This is a genomic window from Aeromonas sp. 5HA1 (assembly GCF_029237245.1).
GTDB lineage: Bacteria > Pseudomonadota > Gammaproteobacteria > Enterobacterales > Aeromonadaceae > Aeromonas > Aeromonas salmonicida.
In genome coordinates, this window is the sequence record NZ_JAACFW010000005.1 from 149,313 (window position 1) to 166,628 (window position 17,316).

18 protein-coding genes and 5 tRNA genes are annotated in these 17,316 nt (G+C 60.4%); 4 read left to right on the forward strand and 19 right to left on the reverse strand.

Going from position 1 to position 17,316, the window contains the following annotated elements:
• Window positions 1–129 precede the first annotated feature (129 nt).
• On the forward strand, window positions 130–990 hold the full coding sequence (locus GWQ27_RS06645; RefSeq protein ID WP_021139282.1) for a PA4780 family RIO1-like protein kinase: 861 nt from the start codon (window positions 130–132) through the stop codon (window positions 988–990).
• A 96-nt stretch (window positions 991–1,086) separates the two neighbouring features.
• On the opposite strand, the gene GWQ27_RS06650 is transcribed toward GWQ27_RS06645, so the two are convergent.
• The 3 genes from GWQ27_RS06650 to GWQ27_RS06660 all read right to left on the reverse strand — a co-directional run bounded on the left by GWQ27_RS06650 (window position 1,087) and on the right by GWQ27_RS06660 (window position 3,525).
• A complete protein-coding gene (locus GWQ27_RS06650) occupies window positions 1,087–1,602 on the reverse strand; it encodes a GNAT family N-acetyltransferase (RefSeq protein WP_275906966.1) in 516 nt (171 codons plus the stop codon).
• Window positions 1,599–2,837: a GGDEF domain-containing protein gene (locus GWQ27_RS06655; RefSeq protein WP_275906967.1), complete on the reverse strand. Its 1,239-nt coding sequence runs from the start codon at window positions 2,835–2,837 to the stop codon at window positions 1,599–1,601. The genes GWQ27_RS06650 and GWQ27_RS06655 overlap by 4 nt, the downstream gene beginning before the upstream one ends.
• A gap of 196 nt (window positions 2,838–3,033) precedes the next feature.
• Window positions 3,034–3,525, reverse strand: coding sequence for a prolyl-tRNA synthetase associated domain-containing protein (locus GWQ27_RS06660; protein WP_275906968.1), 492 nt, complete (start codon window positions 3,523–3,525; stop codon window positions 3,034–3,036).
• A gap of 185 nt (window positions 3,526–3,710) precedes the next feature.
• Here GWQ27_RS06660 and GWQ27_RS06665 point away from each other — a divergent pair, with 185 nt between their 5' ends.
• Window positions 3,711–6,131 carry a DNA polymerase II gene (locus tag GWQ27_RS06665; protein WP_275906969.1) on the forward strand — a complete coding sequence of 807 codons (2,421 nt, stop codon included), beginning with the start codon at window positions 3,711–3,713 and terminating at the stop codon, window positions 6,129–6,131.
• Window positions 6,132–6,321: 190 nt separating this feature from the next.
• Here GWQ27_RS06665 and GWQ27_RS06670 read toward each other — a convergent pair.
• The 8 genes from GWQ27_RS06670 to GWQ27_RS06705 all read right to left on the reverse strand — a co-directional run bounded on the left by GWQ27_RS06670 (window position 6,322) and on the right by GWQ27_RS06705 (window position 9,758).
• A tRNA-Val gene (locus tag GWQ27_RS06670) sits at window positions 6,322–6,398 on the reverse strand.
• A gap of 34 nt (window positions 6,399–6,432) precedes the next feature.
• Window positions 6,433–6,509: transfer RNA gene (locus GWQ27_RS06675), tRNA-Val, on the reverse strand.
• Between the two features lie 101 nt (window positions 6,510–6,610).
• Window positions 6,611–6,687: transfer RNA gene (locus GWQ27_RS06680), tRNA-Val, on the reverse strand.
• 18 nt (window positions 6,688–6,705) lie between these two features.
• A tRNA-Val gene (locus tag GWQ27_RS06685) sits at window positions 6,706–6,782 on the reverse strand.
• 13 nt (window positions 6,783–6,795) lie between these two features.
• Window positions 6,796–6,872, reverse strand: a tRNA-Val gene (locus tag GWQ27_RS06690).
• A 153-nt stretch (window positions 6,873–7,025) separates the two neighbouring features.
• The gene (locus GWQ27_RS06695) at window positions 7,026–8,072 is read right to left on the reverse strand and encodes a DUF3080 family protein (RefSeq protein WP_275906970.1); all 1,047 of its coding nucleotides are present in this window, start codon (window positions 8,070–8,072) and stop codon (window positions 7,026–7,028) included.
• A complete protein-coding gene (locus GWQ27_RS06700) occupies window positions 8,047–9,399 on the reverse strand; it encodes an MATE family efflux transporter (RefSeq protein WP_275906971.1) in 1,353 nt (450 codons plus the stop codon). Before GWQ27_RS06700 ends, GWQ27_RS06695 begins: the two co-directional genes overlap by 26 nt.
• Before the next feature lie 152 nt (window positions 9,400–9,551).
• The gene (locus GWQ27_RS06705; protein ID WP_005311233.1) at window positions 9,552–9,758 is read right to left on the reverse strand and encodes a YaeP family protein; all 207 of its coding nucleotides are present in this window, start codon (window positions 9,756–9,758) and stop codon (window positions 9,552–9,554) included.
• A gap of 130 nt (window positions 9,759–9,888) precedes the next feature.
• Between GWQ27_RS06705 and GWQ27_RS06710 the strand changes: the two genes are divergently transcribed.
• Window positions 9,889–10,506: a riboflavin synthase subunit alpha gene (locus tag GWQ27_RS06710; protein WP_234576954.1), complete on the forward strand. Its 618-nt coding sequence runs from the start codon at window positions 9,889–9,891 to the stop codon at window positions 10,504–10,506.
• An 83-nt stretch (window positions 10,507–10,589) separates the two neighbouring features.
• On the opposite strand, the gene GWQ27_RS06715 is transcribed toward GWQ27_RS06710, so the two are convergent.
• The 4 genes from GWQ27_RS06715 to GWQ27_RS06730 all read right to left on the reverse strand — a co-directional run bounded on the left by GWQ27_RS06715 (window position 10,590) and on the right by GWQ27_RS06730 (window position 13,864).
• The gene (locus GWQ27_RS06715; protein WP_017412080.1) at window positions 10,590–10,793 is read right to left on the reverse strand and encodes a CPXCG motif-containing cysteine-rich protein; all 204 of its coding nucleotides are present in this window, start codon (window positions 10,791–10,793) and stop codon (window positions 10,590–10,592) included.
• Between the two features lie 148 nt (window positions 10,794–10,941).
• Window positions 10,942–11,601, reverse strand: a complete 660-nt coding sequence (gene hxpB, locus GWQ27_RS06720; RefSeq protein WP_275906972.1) for a hexitol phosphatase HxpB — start codon at window positions 11,599–11,601, stop codon at window positions 10,942–10,944.
• A 106-nt stretch (window positions 11,602–11,707) separates the two neighbouring features.
• The gene (purT, locus tag GWQ27_RS06725; RefSeq protein ID WP_275906973.1) at window positions 11,708–12,886 is read right to left on the reverse strand and encodes a formate-dependent phosphoribosylglycinamide formyltransferase; all 1,179 of its coding nucleotides are present in this window, start codon (window positions 12,884–12,886) and stop codon (window positions 11,708–11,710) included.
• Window positions 12,887–12,973: 87 nt separating this feature from the next.
• Window positions 12,974–13,864 carry a DMT family transporter gene (locus GWQ27_RS06730; RefSeq protein ID WP_042871757.1) on the reverse strand — a complete coding sequence of 297 codons (891 nt, stop codon included), beginning with the start codon at window positions 13,862–13,864 and terminating at the stop codon, window positions 12,974–12,976.
• A gap of 226 nt (window positions 13,865–14,090) precedes the next feature.
• Here GWQ27_RS06730 and GWQ27_RS06735 point away from each other — a divergent pair, with 226 nt between their 5' ends.
• Window positions 14,091–14,678 (forward strand): FMN-dependent NADH-azoreductase, encoded by a 588-nt coding sequence (locus tag GWQ27_RS06735; protein ID WP_275906974.1) that lies wholly within the window; start codon window positions 14,091–14,093, stop codon window positions 14,676–14,678.
• A gap of 112 nt (window positions 14,679–14,790) precedes the next feature.
• Here the strand turns inward: GWQ27_RS06735 and GWQ27_RS06740 are convergent, their stop codons facing one another.
• The 4 genes from GWQ27_RS06740 to GWQ27_RS06755 all read right to left on the reverse strand — a co-directional run bounded on the left by GWQ27_RS06740 (window position 14,791) and on the right by GWQ27_RS06755 (window position 17,174).
• A complete protein-coding gene (locus GWQ27_RS06740) occupies window positions 14,791–14,970 on the reverse strand; it encodes a hypothetical protein (protein ID WP_005311246.1) in 180 nt (59 codons plus the stop codon).
• A 163-nt stretch (window positions 14,971–15,133) separates the two neighbouring features.
• A complete protein-coding gene (locus tag GWQ27_RS06745) occupies window positions 15,134–15,322 on the reverse strand; it encodes a DUF4250 domain-containing protein (protein WP_058393964.1) in 189 nt (62 codons plus the stop codon).
• Window positions 15,319–15,789 (reverse strand): MarR family transcriptional regulator, encoded by a 471-nt coding sequence (locus GWQ27_RS06750; RefSeq protein ID WP_005311250.1) that lies wholly within the window; start codon window positions 15,787–15,789, stop codon window positions 15,319–15,321. Before GWQ27_RS06750 ends, GWQ27_RS06745 begins: the two co-directional genes overlap by 4 nt.
• A gap of 170 nt (window positions 15,790–15,959) precedes the next feature.
• Window positions 15,960–17,174, reverse strand: coding sequence for a UPF0149 family protein (locus tag GWQ27_RS06755; RefSeq protein WP_275906975.1), 1,215 nt, complete (start codon window positions 17,172–17,174; stop codon window positions 15,960–15,962).
• Window positions 17,175–17,316: the final 142 nt, after the last annotated feature.

Here is a 17,316-nt window from a genome sequence, read left to right on the forward strand (position 1 = left end):
TGTCCTTTAAGCAGTTTGGTGAGTAAAACAGCGGCAAATGGGGCACCGGAAGGTGTCAAGGAACAGGGATATGCAAGCTGGCCTCATAGGGGCTATCTTCTGAGGCGCAAATAGGGTAAAAGGGCGGCCATGAAAATTCCAAATCGAATCCAACCTCTGGTTGATGACGGCCTGGTCGATGACGTCATCAGCCGGCTGATGAGCGGCAAAGAGGCCGACGTCTATGTGGTGCGCTGCGGCGACGAGATCCGCTGCGCCAAGGTCTATAAAGAGGCGTCCAAGCGCAGCTTCAAGCAGGCCGTGGTGTATCAGGAAGGGCGCAAGGTGCGTAACAGTCGCAGCGCCCGCGCCATGGAGAAAGGCTCCAAGTACGGTCGCAAACAGCACGAAGAGGTGTGGCAGAACACAGAAGTGGATGCCCTGTTCAAGCTGGCGGCAGCTGGCGTGCGGGTACCGCAGCCCTATGTCTGTCTCGACGGTGTGCTCTTGATGGAGCTTATCACCGACGAGGATGGCAATGTGGCGCCCCGTCTCAATGACGTGGCACTCTCACCCGAGCAGGCTGTCATCGATCACGACAAGGTGATCCGCTATGTGGTGCGCATGCTCTGCGCGGGCCTTATCCACGGGGATCTTTCCGAGTTCAACGTGCTGGTGGATGCCCAGGGCCCCGTCATCATAGACCTGCCCCAGGTGGTGGATGCCGCCGCCAACAACCAGGCCAAGGCGATGCTGGAGCGGGACGTCAACAACATGCGCAACTATTACGGCATGTATGCCCCCGAGCTGCTCAATACCCGTTACGCCAAGGAGATGTGGGCCCTGTTTGAAGATGGCAAGCTGACCCCGGAGAGCGAGTTGACCGGCCTGTTCGAGGAGAGCACAGAGGCCATCGATATCGATTCCGTGCTGCACGAAATCGAGAGCGCCGAAGAGGAAGCCCATGCCCGTCTGGCCCGAATGAACGCCGAGCAGGAAGACAGCTACTGATCGCCACTCATCATCACGTCATCAGTCACAACATGAGCGCCTTCGGGCGCTCATGTTGTTTATGGCTGCCGTTTGACGCGGCATCTGGCTGGCGGCTCAACGCAGGGGCGGGAGGCGGTAAAACCGTACCCAGCAGTCATCCCCTGCATGGTAGCGACGATCCAGCCACTGTCCGTTGGCAGCTTCAATGATCCTGAGGGAGGCTGCATTCGTTTCATCGCAGCTGATGAGGACGGGGCCGGTCAATACATGTTGTTGCAACCAGCGCAGCAGGGTGCGGGCAACGCCCTCACCGCGGCGGGAGGGGCGGGTATCGTAACCTATGTGGCCAAGCCACTGCGCCGTGGCCGGGTTGTCGCCGTGGCGTAGCCGCAGTGTGCCGAGTATCTCCCCCTCCTCAAGTGCAAAGTAGGTAGTGGTGGGCAGATACCCCATGGGCAGATGACGGCCCTCTGCGTGATCGAGCAGGCTTTGCAGCCAGCCGTCAGGGTCAAATTGCGCCACCTGATAGAGCGGCAGACCCGCTTCGCCGCACTCGGTCACATAGCTGCGATAGGCGGGGACATCGTCAGGTTGCGCCGGGCGGCACTCTATGGTCGACGGCCTGTTCACGAGCCAGTGACCAGGGGTTGGAGCAGTTGCGGCTCGCTGTGGTGGGGCTCCTGTACGCAGGTCCGTTGTCGCCCCCCTTGCTTGGCCGCATAGAGCGCCCTGTCCGCTCTGGGGTATGCCTGCTCGAAGCGCTCTCCCGGCTGCAGCGACGTCAGACCTATGCTCATGCTGATGGGACCGCCCGCGAGCTGCGAGGTGGCCTGGGCGATCCGTTGCTGCAGGGTGTGGCAGTAATGTGGCAGCGTTTGCGGATTTTCCATCAAGAAAATGACCAGCTCGTCTCCCCCCAGTCGCCCCGCTATCCCCTGCCGTGGCAGGGTAGTGCGTATCACCTGACCCACCAGCCGCAACATGGCATCCCCGGCGGGATGACCGTGCCGGTCATTGATCTGCTTGAAGTCATCCAGGTCGATCAGCAACAGCTGACAGGGGTTGGCTCCTGCACTGACCTGTGCCTGCAACAGTTGCTGAAAATAGTGGCGGCTCAGCAGACCGGTCAGCTCATCCTGATTGGCCCGCCGCTCCAGCTCGCGCTGGGTCGCCAATAGTGCCTGTTGCTGGCGGGTATGAACAAGGCTGAGCAACAGATAGCTGCGGGCTATGGTAAAGAGCAGGCTGAGCAGGATCACGGGGCCGAGCAAGGGGTCGGTAAAGGTACTGGCGTTGAGTTCCGGCTGCCAGAGGTGCTTGGCTATCCGGAGCAGCTGCAGCAGCAACTGCAGACCGAGCAGCAGTATGGCAAAGCGCAATACCCGATAGAGGGGGGCCAGACGTTGATAACGCCAGAGCTGCCAGATCAGTACCGCGAATTGCAGGGAGAGCACGGCGGAGAGGACCATGATCCGGCTGTGGACGTCAGACAGGGGGCGCAGGCTGGCGGTCAGGGCAAACAGCACAAATCCGATGAGTGCTATGGCAGGGCAGAGCCAGCCAAGCTGGTCTGCCTCGCGTCGAAAGAAGTGGCGCAAGCCTCGCTCATACAGCAGGGGCGCGGCAAGCAGCAGCAGGTTGGTCAGCAGTATGTTGGCAAGGGAGATATCCCCCTCGAGCGGCCGGAGCAGCAGACCGCAAAACGAAGCTGCGATAGCCAGTTCGCTGGCAGACCAGTAGAGCAGGCCCTTGATGCGGCGCTGGGTATGCCACACATAGGCAAAAATGACCGCGACCCCGACATGGGACAGCGTGACAAACAGTACCAGACTCAGCAATTGTGCGGAGGAAAACAGATTATGCATCAAGGGTCTCTCAGGGCTCTTCCACCTGTTAACCGCGTCCCGACCTATGAGGTCGATAGCTGGCAGTGCTGGATCACAGCATGAATCCAACCCATTATCAATGGCTTAAGCATCCAGCCATGCATCACTGCGACGCGGCCGCCCTGGCAGCCGCTGATGCGTGTGTGGGGAAAAGCAGTCCCTGATCCGCTGCCCGTCACTCAGCCAGTACTGGCAGGATCATGACGGTGGCTTCCCGGCCCAGATGGGTCAGCAGGCGGCGTACATCGTCCAGTCGGATGAGCAGGGTGGCGGTATTGACCAGCGGATGGCACTGCACCTGCTCGGCCTGCCAGACTTGCTCATCCACCACCAGTTCCACCGCCTGCTCCGTATCACGCACCATGGCAAGCAGGGTGACGGCACCCGGGGTTAGACCGAGCGCGGCATGCAACCGCTCCGGGGAGCCAAAGCTCAGTCGCTTGACTCCGAGCTTGGCAGCCAGCGCCTTGAGATCGACCCGGCTCTCCTGTGGCGTGACCACCAGAAACAGCCGCTCGCTTTTAGGATCGCGCAAGAACAGGTTCTTGGTCCTGGCGGCGGGCAAGTCAGGCAACAGCTGACTCGCCTCCTCACAGGTAAAGACGGGAGGGTGATCGAATCGCTGGTAGGGAATGGCCAGCCGATCCAGCAGGGAATAGAGTGCCACTATGGATTCCTTGTATGGGGTGAACCGGTGCAAGCAGGTATGCCGGTGACAGCACGCTTGCCCACGTGTGCGCGTCTTCGAGCTTATCAGCATGAGCCTTGCGGTGCAGCCTGGCATGACGATTGCGGGCAAGCACTGTATGAACGTACAATACTCCCATCCCAAAACCGGCCCCTTTATCCTGAATGATTGTGACCCAGCCCACCGTGACGACGACCTCTCCTGCAACTGCGCCCCTGGACGGCTTCATCCTGACCCGCCATGGTCGGGACGTGCGCGGACGCACAGAGATAGTGATGTGGCTCTGGAGCGAGCAGGGACCGGTACGGCTGGTGGTGCCCGGGCAGGAGCCTGTGTTCTTCCTGCCACAGAGCCACATGCAGGAGGCGGCCGAGCTGTTCAAGGGCTCAGGCGTGAGCGGACGGTTTCGGCGCCTGCCCATGCACACCTTCGATGGGCGTGCCGTGGTGGCTTGCTATTTCTCCACCTTGAGCGCTTTTCACCGCGCCATCGAGTTGTTGCTGATCCGCGGGCTGGAGCACTTCGAGGCGGATATCCGGCTGCCGGAGCGGTTTCTGATGGAGCGCTTCATCACAGCCGGAGTCCGCTTTGGCGGCAAAACGGCGCGCAAGGGGGGCAAGCACGGTTACTGGGAGGTGAACGAGGCGCGCTGTGCGCCGCAGGCGGTGACGCCGACGCTCTCCTGGGTGTCTCTGGATGTAGAGTGTGCCATGGACGGGGCCCTCTTCTCGGTGGGACTTTACAGCGAGCTGGATGCCCGCGTCATCATGATAGGCTCCCCCGAGGTCGGCGCCGATGAGTGGAGCACAACTCTGGAGTGGGTGGCGGACGAGAATGCCTTGCTCGGGGCGCTGGAGCAGTGGTTCAGCCAGCATGATCCAGACCTGGTGATCGGCTGGAACGTGGTGAATTTTGACTTTCGGTTGCTGTTGCGCCGCGCCGAGCTCAACAAGCGGCGGCTGCGGCTCGGGCGGGGGCGGGAGCTCTGTTTCTGGCGCTCATCGCGTAACGATCCCCAGACCGGCAATGTCATCATACCGGGGCGCATGGTGCTCGACGGTATAGATACCCTGAAAAGCGCCACCTGGCAGTTTGCCAGTTACAGCCTGGATGCTGTAGCAAGCGAGCTGCTCGGCCGCGGCAAGGATATCGAGGATGTGGCCAATCGGGGGGAGAAGATCACCGAACTGTTCCACTCCGACAAGGAGGCGCTGGCCCGCTACAACCTGGAAGATTGCAGGCTGGTATGGGAGATCTTCGACTACTGCCACCTCATTCCCTTTGCCATCGAGCGGGCCTCCCTTACCGGCCTTGAGCTCGACCGGGTCGGTGGCTCTGTGGCGGCGTTTACCAACCTCTATCTGCCGCGGCTCCATCGCGGTGGCTATGTGGCCCCCAATCTGCCTGCCGACGGCGGGCTGGCAAGCCCCGGCGGCTATGTGATGGACTCAAAACCCGGTCTCTATCGCCACGTGCTGGTGCTCGATTTCAAGAGCCTCTATCCCAGCATCATCCGCACTTTCTGTATTGACCCCATGGGGCTGGTGGAGGGGCTGCAGCATCCGGATGAGGCGATCCCCGGCTTTCGTGGCGCCCTATTCTCCCGTACTCGCCACTTCCTGCCAGATCTCATCGCCACCCTGTGGGCGGCGCGGGACAGGGCCAAGGCGGCCAACAACAAGGCGCTTTCCCAGGCCATCAAGATCATCATGAACTCCTTCTACGGCGTGCTGGGCTCGGGGGGCTGCCGTTTCTACGACCCCAGGCTTGCTTCTTCCATTACCCTGCGCGGTCACAGCATTATGCAGCAGACTCGGGAGTGGATTGAGGCGCAAGGTTTCGAGGTGATCTACGGCGACACTGACTCCACTTTCGTCCACCTGGCCAGGGAGACAAGCTCGCAGCAGGCCGATGAGATTGGTCATGGATTGGCGCGGATGATCAACGACAACTGGACGGCACTGATCAAGCGCGAGTTCGACCTGCCCAGTCATCTGGAGATCCAGTACGAGACCCACTACCGCCGCTTTCTGATGCCGACCATTCGCGGGCTGGAGAAGGGGAGCAAGAAGCGGTATGCCGGTCTGGTTGGCAAGGCGAGCGAGGGGACGGAACAACTGGTGTTCAAGGGGCTCGAGTCGGTGCGCACCGACTGGACCATGCTGGCCAAACAGTTCCAGACCCGGCTCTATGAGCTGGTGTTTCACGATGAAGATCCCAGCGGCTATGTGCGCACCATGGTGGATGAGACCCGGGCTGGCTTGCACGATGATCTGCTCATCTACCGCAAGCGGCTGCGTCAGAAGCTGGAGGAGTACCAGAAGAACGTCCCGCCCCATGTACGGGCGGCGCGGCTGGCCGATGAAGAGAACCTGCGCCGCGGTCAGCCCCAGCGCTACCAGCACAGGGGCACCATTTCCTATCTGATGACCCTCAATGGGCCTGAGCCGCTGGAATACAGGCGCAGTGCCATCGACTACGAGCACTACATCGACAAGCAGTTAAGGCCCATAGCGGATGCCATACTGCCGTTTATCGGCGAGTCATTCGAGCGGATCTGCGGCCAGCAGCTGGATCTCTTCTAGTCCCGTCAGACAGTGTGTGGTGACAGGGCAACGAGGGTGGGAAACAGAGAAGCCAGCAAGCTGGGTAGTGAGGCGGCTTATTCAGTACAGCATCAAGGGGAGGGCGCACGGGCCCTGCTTTTTGATCCGGTAGCGATGCAGGTGGCCCTGACATGCAAAAATCCCGCTCATGTAGCGGGCTTTTTTAATCTGGTGCGTCCTAGTGGATTCGAACCACCGACCCCCACCATGTCAAGGTGATGCTCTAACCAGCTGAGCTAAGGACGCAGGGTGCGCAATGCGACTTCTTTTTGCAGGGGAGTGGTGGGTTTAATTGGATTCGAACCAACGACCCCTACCATGTCAAGGTAGTGCTCTAACCAACTGAGCTATAAACCCACATCTGCACTCAAACTGGTTCGAACCAACGACATCGCCTGTGCCATGTCAATATAGTGTTCCAACCTGCCGAGTTATAAACCCACATCTGCAATCTATTATGGTGCGTCCTAGTGGATTCGAACCACCGACCCCCACCATGTCAAGGTGATGCTCTAACCAGCTGAGCTAAGGACGCATACTCGGTATTCTGTGATGGTGCGTCCTAGTGGATTCGAACCACCGACCCCCACCATGTCAAGGTGGTGCTCTAACCAGCTGAGCTAAGGACGCATCACAGAAAAAGTGGTGGGTTTAATTGGATTCGAACCAACGACCCCTACCATGTCAAGGTAGTGCTCTAACCAACTGAGCTATAAACCCACTGCAAGAATCGGTAATGACCGCTTCATGACACCAGCACTGCTGACGTGGTCGGCATACTACCCATGCCCCCAAAGGCTGTCAACAGGCGGTATGCACAAAGGAGACCGTTTGCCGAGTTCTTGCGCAGCCTGTTGATTTTACAGGCACACCCTATCCGGACTTGGGTAGCAGGGGGGGCTTGCCACCGGGTGCTTCACAGCGCAAAAAGACCCCTTGCCAGGCCTTGGCATGGCGCACTGTGGCGGCGCGAAAATCCAGCCAGACGCGGCTCTCCAGCCCGCTGGCGTAGCTTGTCTGCCATGCCTGCAGGGCTGGCGGGGATGCATTGTCAAACAGGGCGGCCAGGGAAGGGGAAATCTGGCGGAACTGGCGATCAAGCTGAGCCAGCCAGGGTTGCAGCCCCCTGGCATAGTAGTGCGTCATGGCCCCCCGCAGACGATCTTGTCGCTGTGGATCCGTGGTCGGGCAGAGTGTGGTGATGGGCAAAGGCTCCAGTTGTGCACTTATCTGGTTGAGCCAGGCCGTAGCCAGCGGCAGTGAATAGAGCAGCCGGGGCAGGGCATCCGATCGGTAGAGGCTCTCCAGCGCATCCGTCAACGGAGGCAGGGATGCCGTCACATGGTCGGGACTGGCCACCGCCTCTTGCCAGCGCTGCAACTGACCCAGTGCCTGGCGGGTCTCCAGCAGAGTGCTGGTCAGCGACAAGGGGGTTCGTCTGGGGGTCAGCACCCGGCGCAGCTCCGGGGTGCTGACCAGCGCATTCCAGAAGCGATCCGGCAACATGGCCGCTTTCTGTTGTCGAAGGCTGGTCAGCCACTGTGTTACCACGGGGTCCTGTGTCTTGCAGCGTGCCAGCCCCTGCACCAGTTGCCACTCATAGGCCAGCTGGCTGAAGTTATCCGTGCTGCGCCCGACAGGGCCGTTGCGTTCAGCCACCAGGGTGCCGAGGCCACACTGGTTGAGGGGCAAGATATCGAGCAGGCCAATGCGCAGATCTGGCAGTGAACGCTGCAGTTCCCGCTGGGCGGGGAAGGGCACCAGCGTAATGACGGGAGAGGGAGTGGACGGGAGACTCAGTACATGGGCCACCCTGGTTTGATAGGTGGCAAATTGATCCTCTATGGTGGGGGTACAGCCTGCCAGCTGCATCCCCCACAGCCAGATCAGTCCGTTACGGATGGGTGCCGAAACGGCCATAGATCACCTTGAGACGGGCGCCCAGCATCAGGGCTGCACCGGTCAGGCCGACGATAAAACCGACCCAGAAGCCCTGCGGCCCCATGCGAGGAACGACCCAGTCGGTCAGTCCCAGCAGCATGCCGGTGGGCAGGCCCAGACCCCAGTAGGCGACTATGGTGACGTAGAAAATCGCCTTGGTGTCCTTGTATCCGCGCAGCGCCGCGGCCGCTATCACCTGTACCGAGTCGGAGACCTGATAGATGGCGGCGAAGAACAGCAAGGTAGCCGCCAGCGTGATCACCTGCATGTCATCTGTGTAGATGGTCGCTATCTGTTCACGCAGCAGCACTGTCAGGGCGGCGGTGCAGGCCGCGACCGCCATGCCCAGCATGAGGCCGGTACGGGCCGCGACACGGGCGTGGTCCGGCAAGCCTTCCCCTATGCTGTGGCCGACCCGGATAGTCACCCCCACACCAATGGAGAGCGGCAGCATGAACACCAGGCTGGAGAAGTTGAGCGCTATCTGGTGGCTCGCTACCGTTTCTGCTCCGAACGGAGCCAGCATCAGGGCCACCACGGTAAACAGGGTCACCTCGCAGAAGATGGCCATGGCAATGGGAAAGCCGAGTCGGAACAGGCGCCAGATCCGGCTGCCATTGGGGCGTGCTAGCTGGGCAAACAGGTTGATCTTCGTGAAGTGAGGGGAGAGTTTCACATAGATGATCATCGCCAGCAGCATGGCCCACAGCACGATGGCGGTGGCCACCCCACAACCGACACCGCCGAGTTTTGGCATGCCAAAATGGCCGTGGATGAAGATGTAGTTGGCGGGAATATTGACCGCCAGCCCGACGAAACCTATCACCATGGTGGGCATGGTGTGGGAGAGTCCCTCACTGAAGTTGCGCAGCACCTGGAACAGCACGAAGGCGGGCAGCCCCCACAAGATGGCATGCAGATAGCCGGCAGTCTTGGTGGCCATGACGGCGTCCACGTCCATGAATTGCAGGGTCAGCGGGCTGAAATAGAGCGCTATCATGGCGATGGGAGTGACCATAAGTGCCAGCCAGAAGCCCTGATGCACGGCCGGGCGGATCTCGTCCCGTTTGCGAGCCCCGTTGAGCTGGGAGACGATGGGGGTGAGCGCCATTATGATGCCCTGCACCAGCAATATGATCGGCAACCAGAAGCTGGTGGCGACCGACACGGCGGCCAGATCCATGGCGCTGACTTGCCCCGCCATCACGGTATCGACAAAGTTCATGGCGATCTGGGCCACCTGGGCGACCAGAATGGGGCTGGCTAAACGAACGAGCTGCCTCGCCTCGGACCAATAACGTTGCACTGACACCTCCGAGTGGATCAGATAAAAAGAGCAAGAACGGATAACAGGATGGGCTTTTGCCCCCTCACCGGGAGGAGACAAAATGCGGGGGTGTCATTCTAGCCTGAAAGTCGCCCGCCGCGAAACGGTTGGCGGCAGGCTTTCTGCCTGGCTCAGGCGTCCTGATGATCGCTGATCAGCAGATTGGCGGCGGCATAGGCGGCTTCCTGGCGCAGTTCAGCCGGCACCCGCTCGTCGGAGGCCACAGCATTGAGGGCCCTGATGGTCGCCGCTATGGCCTGCGGCACATAACCCTGCTCACCTGAGCCAATCTGGTTATAGGCGATGCGAATGGCCTCACAACATTGATATACCTGCATTATTTCTTCCTCATTAACCTGAATGTGAACGCCGTCACTATAGCGATCAGGGGCAAGCTTGTCAGCAGGCGTGCTTGTCTGGGCGGCGGGCCGGGGTTAACCTGCCTTTTTTCGTAGCAGGAGAAGAGACATGTTCACCGGCATAGTGCAGGGGACCGCCGAACTGGTTGCCATCAAAGCGCTTCCCAACTTTCGCACCCATGTGATCCGCATGCCAAGCCTGGCCTGGGGCGAGGGATTGGCGTTGGGGGCCTCCGTGGCCCATAACGGCTGCTGCCTGACAGTCACCCGGGTGGAAGGCGATCTGGTCAGCTTCGATCTGATCCAGGAAACCCTGCGCCTGACCAACCTTGGCACGCTGCAAGCGGGGGACAAGGTCAACGTGGAGCGGGCTGCCCGCTTTGGTGACGAGATCGGCGGTCATACCATGTCTGGTCATATCATGGGCACGGCGGAAGTGATCTCGGTCATCGACACCCCCAACAATCGTCAGGTGTGGTATCGCCTTGCCCCCACGCTCATGAAGTATGTGTTGACCAAAGGCTACATCGGCATCGACGGCATCAGCCTGACAGTGGGTGAGGTGCGAGAGGGTGAATTTTGCGTCAACCTGATCCCGGAGACCCTGGCTCGCACCAATCTGGGCTGGGTCAAGGCGGGCTGGCACACCAATATCGAGATCGATCCCCAAACCCAGGCCATCGTTGATACGGTGGAGCGGGTACTGGCTGCGCGCCAGTTGGGCTGATCTGGGCGAAAGCTTCCGACATGCCATGGAAAAGGGCCTGCATTGCAGGCCCTTTTGATCGCTCGAATTGTGATGACTCGCAATCAGAACATCTGCTCGTCGTCTGCATCCACAAACAGTTGCAGGCAGTCACGGGCTTCGTCCAGATGCAGCCGCAGGTGGATGGGGTTGCAACAGGCCATGCAATCTTCGTAGAACTCCTGATCCCCCTGGCTGGCATCCAGCTCGACCCGGGTATGATGGCCACAGTGGGGGCAGACGATACGCTTGCTGGTGTACTCGATCATGGTGACCTCCTCGGGCCCTCGGGCCGCCTCTCTTCCCTGATTCTAGTTGGCCGGGAGGGAGTTAACCGCGAGCAAGCGCACGTTTATGACAGTGGTCAGGGGGAGACGGCGTTCTGGCTCCTTTAGCACCATTGCTGTCTGCGGGAGTCTATGCCGCCCAGCTGGCCAGCGTGGCGGCATTCAGCTCCCCGAGGGATCTGAGCTGGTGATCGGCAATGGCCAGACGGGGATCGCCGACCAATGCCGGGTCCGGTACTATGAGCGCCCTCATGGAGGCCGCCTTGGCCGCCAGCAGGCCGGTGAAGCTGTCTTCAATGGCCAGACAGTGTACCGGTTCTACCCCGAGTTTTTCCGCCGCGTGTATGTAAACGTCCGGATGCGGTTTGCCGAAGCGCTCCACCTCGGCGGAGTGCACCGCCAGAAAGCGATCACGGATACCGAGCTTGCCGAGCACCGCCTCGACCATGGTGAAGGGGGAGGAGGTTGCCAGCCCAATCTTGAGCCCTTGTACCTCCATCAACGCCAGCGCCTCCAGCACCCCCTCCTTGGGTTGGCCTTCACTCAGGATCAGGGCAATGACCTGATCCAGGATGCGTTGCATCACCTCTTCCTGGCTGGGGCCCACCCAGGGGCGAAGCCGATACCAGTGTGCCACCAGCTGGTCGATGCGCACGCCTATGGTGGAGTTGCAATCCTCCTCGCTGTGGGGATGACCCAGCCCGGAGAACACGGCCATCTGGGCCCGTTGCCAAAAGGGTTCCGAGTCGATCAGAACACCATCCATATCGAAGATCACGGCAGCTAACATCTTGTACTCCTGACAAATTTGAAGGGGGATTATAAGCCTGACGGGAAAATGCAAAAGGGGCATTGCCATGCCCCTTGCGCCTGATCACGTCAGCAACCGGTTTTGGTCAACAAATCACCTCGACCCGGGCGGCGACCGCCTTGGCTTTTTCCACCGCCTCTTCACACTGCTGCCCACGGGCCAGGGCGACCCCGAGCCGGCGGCGACCGGCGATCTCGGGCTTGCCAAACAATCGCAGCTGGGCGCCCGATACCAATGCCAGCGCCTCCCCAATGCCCTGATAGCGGATGTCCTGACTGTGACCATCCCGCAGCACCACGGCCGAGGCGCTCGGCCCGTACTGGGTGATGGTGCCGATGGGCAACCCCAGGATGGCGCGCACATGGAGGGCAAATTCGGAGAGATCCTGAGAGATCAGGGTCACCATGCCGGTGTCGTGGGGACGGGGGGAAACTTCGCTGAACCACACCTCGTCGCCCCTGATGAAGAGCTCGACCCCGAACAGGCCATAACCGCCCAGCGCCTCGACCACCTTGGCAGCGACCTCCTTGGAGCGGGCCAGCGCCAGGGTGCTCATCGCCTGTGGCTGCCAGGATTCGCGGTAGTCGCCATCTTCCTGGCGGTGGCCTATGGGGTCGCAAAAATGAATGCCATCGACGGCCCGCACCGTGAGCAGGGTGATCTCGTACTCGAAGGGGACGAAGCCTTCCACAATCACCTTGCCGCGACCGGCGCGGCCACCCTCCTGGGCATAGGTCCAGCTTTCGTCCAGTTTGGCGAGATCCCGCAGCACGCTCTGACCCTTGCCCGATGAGCTCATCACGGGTTTTACCACGCAGGGCAGGCCGATGGCTTCGACAGCGGCGATGAACTCCTCTTTGCTCTGGGCAAAACGGTAGGGGGAGGTGGGCAGACCCAACTCTTCGGCGGCGAGCCGGCGGATCCCTTCCCGATTCATGGTGAGCTGGGTGGCGCGGGCGTTCGGCACCACCTTGACCCCCTCTTGCTCTAGTTGCGCCAGGGTATCGGTGGCGATGGCCTCGATTTCAGGAATGATGAGATCGGGTTTGACCAGGGTGACCAGGGCGCGCAGGGCATTGCCATCGAGCATGTCCAGCACGTGGGCTTGGTGCGCCACCTGCATGGCGGGGGCATTGGGGTAACGGTCGGCGGCGATCACCTCGATCCCGAACCGTTGCAACTCGATGGCGACTTCCTTGCCGAGTTCTCCCGAGCCAAGCAGCAGGGCGCGGGTGGCGCTGGGGCGGGTGGCGGTTCCAAACATACGATCTCTCCTGATGTCGATGGTCACAATGTCTCTGTCGCTATTGGCAGCAATAGCAGGCAAAAAAAGAGGCACGCATGGCGTACCTCAGGAAACAGATTGATGGGCGCGCTGCTCCAGATGGGTAAGCAGCGTGATGGCGCCAATGATGATGGCAGCGCCGAGCCACAATCGGCCGGGCGGTGCCCAGCCAAACACCAGCCAGCCGGCAAGCACGTTCATGGGCAGCTTGGCAAAATCAAAGGGTTGTACGAACGAAGCCTCGGCCACGCTGTAGGCGCGGGCGATGGACATCTGGGCCAGTGCCGACAGTACCCCTGACACCGCCACCAGCAGCCACTGGGTTTCGCTCGGCCACTGCCACTCCGGCAGGGCCAGCATGGCATTGAAGGGGGTGCTGAAGATGAGCAGATAGACCACTATGGTGTGGGATGACTCGCTTGCCGCCTGATAGCGCACCAGCAGAGAGTAACCGGCCCAGAACAGGGCGGCCGCCACCGGCAGCAGGGAGGCCCAGCTGAAATCATCGGTCCAGGGGGCCAGGATCACCATGGCGCCGACAAAGCCCGCCAGGGTTGCCAGAATGCGGGCCCGGCTCACCTGCTCTTTGAGCAGCAGGGCAGAACCCAGAGTCGCGAACAAAGGGGAAGTCATCAAGAGCGCTATCCCCTGCCAGATGGGTACGGGCACCGCCAGCGCCCACAGCCAGAACTGGATGCCGACCACGGCCAGGGCGACTCGCAGCAGGTGCAGGCGCAATTGGTTGGTCATCAGAGATTGACGCAGGCCGTGGCGCACCAGCCAGGGCAGCAGACATACCAGGGCGATCAGGTATTGATGAAAGGCAACCTGGGTCGAGGGGAGGCCGAGCTTGAAGCTGACATATTGGCTCAGACTGTTGACGGCGGCAAAGCAGAGGCCTGCCACCATCATCCAGACTGCACCAGCAAAAGGAGAGTGCCTGCGCGAGGGTGCCATGGGATCCGGGTCGCTGGAAAAAAGTGCGGCGGATCATAACGGCAATCGTTTGTTCTGCCAAGCATTGGGCGGTTGGCCATGGGGCCGTTGGCGATAGAATGAACTAAGGTCAAAATTTTTGAACAAGTTGAGCATCTATTTTCGCTATCCGCAGAGAAGCTCAATGTTTAGAGTGACCTCCATCGACAGCCAAGCTGTTCAACCGACAACCAAATGGAGTTTCACCATGGCCAATATCCTAGTACTCAAGTCCAGCATCCTGGGCCAATATTCCCAATCCAACGCCCTGATAGACGGCTTCCTGGCTGACCACCAGTCCGACACAGTCACGATGCGTGATCTGGCGACCCTGAACCTGCCGGTGCTGGACGGCGAGCTGGCCTCGGGTCTGCGCGGTGGTGACAACCTGAACGAACGTCAGCTGGCAGTCATGGCACAATCCGACGAGCTGATCGCCGAACTCAAAGGAAGCGATTTGGTGGTGATTGCCGCCCCCATGTACAACTTCAGTATTCCGACCCAGCTGAAAAACTGGATTGACCTGATTGCCCGTGCCGGCGTGACCTTCCGTTACACCGAAACAGGTCCGGTCGGTCTGGTGGAAAACACCCGCGCCCTGGTGATCAGCCCCCGTGGCGGCATGCACGTCGGCAGCGCCACCGATCTGGTGACCCCCTACATGCGTACCGTGCTGGGTTTCATCGGCATCAAGGACGTGGACTTCATCTACGCCGAAGGCATGGGCATGGGGCCGGATGCGCAAGCCAAAGGCATTGAGCAGGCCAAAGGCCAGCTGGAAACCCTGGCACTCTGATCAAGACACTGGCCATGGCGCAGTGCCATACCGTACCAAACAAAACAACGCAGCCCTTGGGCTGCGTTGTTTTTTCTGTGCAGGTATAACGGCAGTTGCCAGTCGGGGTGAGTCAATCCTGAATGAAGTGACGACAGCCGCTGCCCACCATCAGGCACACGGCGACCAGAGAGCCCAGTAACAAGGTGCTGAGCCACTGCTCGGCGCTGTCAGGCAGGCTGGGGGAAAACAAACTGATCATGAGAATGGCACAGAGGGTGATCAGCGTGGTCTGTCGGGTCAGGATCATCATGGGTCGTCCTTGGCTGGCGTGTCACGGGTCAGAGGCTAACGACCGTGTATGACAGCTTGATGTATCCATACATGTCGCTGGGTGTCATTCCACGGTGTCATCATCACCATATCAGCTTTTAGCCCCGGGGCCAGTGCCGTTGGCCGGGTTGTGATCCGGATCCCTATCTGAACTGTTTCTGATCCGGCAGGTAGTGGAAATCGCCGCTGGCGAGTCTGGCGACCAGGGCCTCCTGGTCGAGATCCTGCGCCTTGCAGAGATCGTCCAGATCATCAAAACGATCACGCAACTGCATATTGACCAGGCTCAGCAGCATGTTGACATCCATGGTGGCGAAATTGTTCAGGTTCATGACTTGTGCTCGCTATCCAGCAGGTGCAGTTGTTCGATGGCGTCGCTGACACTTTGCAGGTGCAGACGAATGGACTGACGCGCCTCGGCAGGCAGGTAATCGGTGAGGGTATGCTGCCAGCTGCCCGCTTCGGTCTTGAGCTGCTGGAACAAGGTGAGCCCGGCATGGGTGAGAGAGACCAGGCTGACCCGCTTGTCCTGTTCGCTGCTCTCGGTAAACAGTATCCCCTTCTCCACCAGTCGGTGGATTTCGCGGGAGATCCGCACCTTGTCCATCCCGCTCGCCTCCACCAGCTCTTTCTGGCTGATGGGGTAGTTGGGGCCGAGCACCATCATGAGGCGCCATTGGGGTACCGTCAGCTGATAACGCTGCTGGTAAAACTGCTCAAAGGTATCGCGCACCATCTCGGCGGCGTGAACCAGCTGATAGGGGGGGTAGTGCGCAAGCAGCTCTATGATCTTTGACATATGACATCCTGCTGTGACGGCTGCATCGAGTGCAGTTTCTCTTGATACTTTGACCTTGATGATACGTAACACAAGGGCGTTTGTCTGAACATGCACCAGAGAAATGTGCGGTTGCGCACGTCATACGCCGCAACCAGGTCTGTTCGAAGCTGATTTATACGACTGGCTGCTCAGCCTTTACGCAACCAGATCAAGGCGTTGTGCTTTAGCCAGGCCTCGCGGCTCTGCAGTGTGTAGAGCGCTGCTTCATCGCGACTGCCCGCCTGCCAGCTCTGGGGCTCCTGTTTGGGCAGCTTGCGCTGGCCCAGCAGACAGGCCGGAATATGGGCATTGGCCTTGATGGCGGCGTCCAGCTGCGGCTGAGCCGCCTCGGGGCCGTCACAGACAAATGCCATCAAGGCCCTGTTGTAAAGCAGCCAGCTGGAAGCCTCGTCGAAGCGCACCAGCAAGGCGCGCAGGGCGGCCCAATCCCCTTGCAGGGCATAGAGGCTGGAGAGGGGATAACGGCAACCCAGCTCATCGGCGATGCACAGGTCGAGCAGCGCCAGATATTCCTGGCGAGCCTGCTCCAGCTGGCCGAGACGCAACAGGCAATCGGCGCGGCCAGCCCTGGCGGCGAGCAGCGGGCGTGCATCGTGGGCACTCCAGCCGTGGCCAGCCATCTGCTGCCAGAAAGCGGCATCGAACAGCGGCTCGGCATCGTCAATCACCTTGTCAAACCAGCCGAGGCGAGCCTGGGGGTCGCGGCAGGCATCGGCCAGTTCGAACCACTGCTGCCACTGCTCGGCCTGCTCGCTATCGAGGGCTGCCTGAATGCCGGGCACAGCTTGATACTCATCCAGCTGCAACAGCTGGTTGAGTGCCGTCTTCATGTTCTGGCGCTGGCGTTTGCAAAATTCCATGAAGGGTAGCTCGCTGCCGGCGGCCGCGTGCAGCATCTGGGCCATGGGCTTGTCGCGAAACAGACTGAGTTCGGCAGCGAGGCTGAAACGATACTGGGTGGTGGGATCGTTCAGATCCTTGGGCTTGGGCCAGCTGGCAAATCCCTGACTGAAACCGTAGCACCACTGACCGAGGGGGTGACTCTGCTCGAACACTTGCTCCGGGCTGTCGGTAGAGAGGCGGCACTGGCTTGGCAAGGCCAGCTGGGCCTCGTCGGCCTGAGCTTCCAGCTCGGCGATAAGATGGTTCAGCGCCTCTGCGCTCTTCTCATCCAGTTCGGCGTCATGTGGCAACAGACCGGCCAGCGGGGCCTGCCAGTCAGGGGCATCCGGCCCCACCAGACGGGCACACAGAAAACCATGCAGCGCCGGGTAGGTCATGTCCTGCCCACTGTGGGTCTGGATCCATTGATTGAGATGACGGGTACGAGTGGATGGATTCATCGACAGTTCCTCTGGATTTGAACAGCGGCGCAGTCTACCCAAAAGTGGGGGTATTTGCAGTAAAGCACCGGCCGAATGACGATTATATCGCCATAAACCGTGAAAACGGCCTCGAAAATCATGCGGGAGCAGGGCAAGGGGC